This window comes from Streptomyces sp. SID11385 (genome assembly GCF_010548245.1).
In the GTDB taxonomy this organism is placed as follows: Bacteria; Actinomycetota; Actinomycetes; order Streptomycetales; family Streptomycetaceae; genus Streptomyces.
The window spans coordinates 1-3,083 of the sequence record NZ_JAAGLR010000885.1 but is presented as its reverse complement, the minus strand read 5'-3'; the positions used below and the strand labels follow the sequence as shown (position 1 = coordinate 3,083).

5 protein-coding genes and 1 tRNA gene are annotated in these 3,083 nt (G+C 71.3%); 3 read left to right on the top strand and 3 right to left on the bottom strand.

Annotated features, from left to right (window positions below):
- From G3I42_RS27135 to G3I42_RS27125, 3 genes are all read left to right on the top strand, one after another.
- Positions 1 to 357: hypothetical protein (locus G3I42_RS27135; RefSeq protein WP_239096704.1), on the top strand; the 357-nt coding region annotated here is incomplete at its 5' end.
- A gap of 86 nt (positions 358 to 443) precedes the next feature.
- Positions 444 to 517 (top strand) — tRNA-Ala (locus G3I42_RS27130).
- A 160-nt stretch (positions 518 to 677) separates the two neighbouring features.
- On the top strand, positions 678 to 1,067 hold the full coding sequence (locus tag G3I42_RS27125; protein WP_164290236.1) for a DUF6578 domain-containing protein: 390 nt from the start codon (positions 678 to 680) through the stop codon (positions 1,065 to 1,067).
- Positions 1,068 to 1,241: 174 nt separating this feature from the next.
- Here G3I42_RS27125 and G3I42_RS27120 read toward each other — a convergent pair whose 3' ends face one another.
- The 3 genes from G3I42_RS27120 to G3I42_RS27110 all read right to left on the bottom strand — a co-directional run.
- Entirely contained in the window at positions 1,242 to 1,904 is a 663-nt protein-coding gene (locus G3I42_RS27120) for a Fic family protein (RefSeq protein WP_239096703.1), read from the bottom strand.
- Positions 1,901 to 2,572, bottom strand: a complete 672-nt coding sequence (locus G3I42_RS27115; protein ID WP_343244681.1) for a hypothetical protein — start codon at positions 2,570 to 2,572, stop codon at positions 1,901 to 1,903. Before G3I42_RS27115 ends, G3I42_RS27120 begins: the two co-directional genes overlap by 4 nt.
- Positions 2,573 to 2,663: 91 nt before the next feature.
- On the bottom strand, positions 2,664 to 3,083 hold a 420-nt coding region (locus tag G3I42_RS27110; protein WP_203607398.1), incomplete at its 5' end, for a helix-turn-helix domain-containing protein.

The following is a 3,083-nucleotide window of genomic DNA, read 5'->3' as shown; positions in this document are numbered from 1 at the left end:
TCCGCGCTCGCCGCGGGCCGCCGCGCCCTGGTGGAGCAGACCGACCACGCGGAGTGGGTCGACCAGCAGCGCGCCCCCGGCAGGGAGCCGCGCGGCGCGGGCTGGGACCCGGTGCCCGTACCGCTGCCGACGTACGTGACCGCGCCCGTCGCCCCGCGCGCGACCCAGGACGTCGACCTGGGCGCCCCCGATGTCTGGTCCTCGGCCCGCTCCACCCCCGCCGAACCCACCCAGCGGCCCGAGCCCGAGCAGCCCGTCGAGTCCCGCCCCTCGCGCCGCACCCGAGGGCGCCGCCGCACCACCCCCCTCTTCGACCAGTACGAGGAGAAGCCCCCGCGCCGCGCGGCGGGCGAGTGAGCCACCGGCCGCGCCGGGGGCCCTGACCTGTGCGGAACGGATTACCGAGCACCCCTTCGGGGGTGCTAGAGTTTCACTCGTCGCAAGGGCCTGTGGCGCAGTCCGGTAGCGCACCTCGTTCGCATCGAGGGGGTCAGGGGTTCGAATCCCCTCAGGTCCACAGCAGCTCAAAGCCCCTCCCGGGTTCACTCGGGAGGGGCTTTCTGCTGTCGTACCGCAGCGAAGTGCGGCAACCGCTGCGGCTGCCGTTCCAGGTGCTTGGTTTTCGCCCACGAGCAAAACCCCTGGTGAGCGCGGGACGCGCTGCGGACAATGACGGCATGACGTTGACGATTTGGGTCGATGACTGGCAGATCCAGTGCTGCGGGGAGAAGTTCACGCCGGGGGATGTCGTCTCGTGGCACCTGCGGGAGGTCGATTCCGAGGATTACGCCGACCTCGTGGGCAGCGAACGTGCCGCTGAGATCGACTTCAGCGAGGAGCACCACGGCGGGGAAGGGGAGCACGCGCCGACGCGGTTGCGGGTCCTGACCATCACAGAAGTGCACTGCCGGTACGAAGTCCCTTCCGGCAGCACATCGAACGTGCGGCAACCGGTACCAGGCACCACCGAATGGGTACCGGTCCGAGAAGCGGACGGATGGGCGGAGACGCGCCCACACGTCGACTTCACCGGCTACCTCGTGACGGCCGAGCGGACCGGTCTGTGAAGGATGTCTGTGTCGGCTGACAGCAACACGGGCGTACGGTGCCGGTCAACGCCCGCGGGGTGGCCGTACGAGCGTGGCGCGCGAGCGGCGTCCTGAGAAGCCCCCACCGGACCCCGGTCGTACAGCGGCTAAGTGCAGCGACCACCGCGACCGCAGCCGGTCGTCAGTGTTCGTTCATGTCCGCCTCCGCCTCCCGCCGGACTGACGCCGCTTCGCAGCGGTGATCAGGATTCCGAGCAACAGCGCCAGGTCGGCCGCGCCCTCGGCGTCGTCGGCCCAGCGGGTGGTCTGCAATGGTTGAACCTCGTCGAGGGGGGCGCCTTCCCGCGCCAGGACGAAGGCCAACGCCAGCATGGCCGCACGCGCGTTGCCGTCCGCGAACGGATGGAAGAAGAGAGTGTCCAGGTAGGTCCGGGCAGCGCGTGAGGGGAGAGGAAGATCCGGTTGAGCGCTCTCGGACAGACAGCACTCGAATCGCGCGGGCGTATCGGGTGCCAGACCGTAGCGCTCCCGTCCGTCCTTCGCGAAGGCCGGCATCGTGCGGAAACCGACGAGGTCGTGGCCCAGTACGATCCGCTGCCACTTCGCCATGAGGGCGAAGGTCAGTGGCCTGCGCTGCTCCGCGTCGGCGAAGGCCAGGCCGAGGGCGGTCAGGACCCGTGCGGTTCCCACGCTGTCACGTCCGCCTCGCGTCGCCAGGAAGAAATTCCGGAAGCCGTCGTGGCCCGGCGCCTCCGAGGCGAGGCGTGGGCCGCGCCAGGACGGCCAGGAGATCTCCGGCCGGATGAGGAGCCAGTCGGCAAGGCTGTCCGTCGGTGGGCCGGGCGCGGAAGTCATCCGATGCCGCCCACGCCTCTGGCGAGCCGCGAACTCACCGCGTCGATCACCGAGACGTCAGGTGCGATCCAACTGCCGAACCGGCCGCCGACCGCGTTCTCCACGATCTCCTCGGCCTGGCCCTCGTCGATGCCGTTGCGGGCGAGAAACCAACGGAGAACTTGCATGCAATGCCCGTACCAGCCGCTCTCGGCCTGGGTGCGGTCGGCCACCACGGTGACCAGGCGCGTGCACGCCCGCTCCCAGTACCAGAGGCCCGCCGAAGAAACCGCGGTGTTCTCCGGCGGGGCCAGGGCCGCGAACCGCTCCGCCAGGTCCTCCAGCCAGCCACGCCATTCCTGAAGGGCCTCGACGACCAGCGGGGCAGTCGCATCCGGGGTCGCCACGGAGTCGGATGAACAGCACCAGACCTGGACGACGCCTCCGTCGACGTCGCCCTCGCCGACCGACCAGTTCCATCCGCAGGCCCATCGGCCGTACCGGCCCGCCAGGAACTCGGTGACGGGGTCCAGCGAAGGCCAGGGACCCTCGCGAGCGACTTCAGCGCAGGGAAGCAGGGGCGCGACAAGGCTCCCCAGCTCCTCCGCCCCGTCGTCGTCCATCTCGAACGGATGTCGAGCCGGGTCCACATCTGCCCACGTCAGGGTGCGTGGCCACAGTTCACTCACCGCCTCACTCTGCCTCGCGCAGCCCCCTGACTCCACTGGATATCGAGTGCCGCCCCATCAGTGGGAAACGATCTTCGGGGAGGGGCGGGGCTCAGCGGGTGAGGGTGCGGCAGGCCATGTGGAGGGCGAGGCGGCGGGTGGGGTCGTCGAGGTCGAGGGGGAGGCGTTCGCGGATCTGGTGCAGCCGGGTGGCGACGGTGTTGCGGTGGAGGCCGAGGGCGCGGGCGGTCGCCGCGGCGGAGCCGCCCTGCTCCAGGAACACCCGCAGGGTCGTGAGGAGGTGGGCGTGCTCGGGGGCGCGCAGCGGGGCCAGCGCGGTCTCCGCGAACGCGCGGGTCACCTCGGACTGCTGCCACGTGGCGAGCAGGCGCGCGACGCCCAGTTCGTCGGCGTGCTCGACCGCGGGCCGGGACTCCCGGGTGAGGGCGAGCTGGGCGGCCTGGCGGGCCTCGGTGAGAGTGTCCGCGAGGCCGCCGGGCCCGGCGCAGGGGCGCCCGATGCCGGCCACCGG

Bases quoted from the DNA above. Each gene is read 5' to 3' on its own strand.
- G3I42_RS27120 (WP_239096703.1), bottom strand. From the start codon at position 1,904: ATGACTTCCGCGCCCGGCCCACCGACGGACAGCCTTGCCGACTGGCTC.
- G3I42_RS27125 (WP_164290236.1), top strand. From the start codon at position 678: ATGACGTTGACGATTTGGGTCGATGACTGGCAGATCCAGTGCTGCGGG.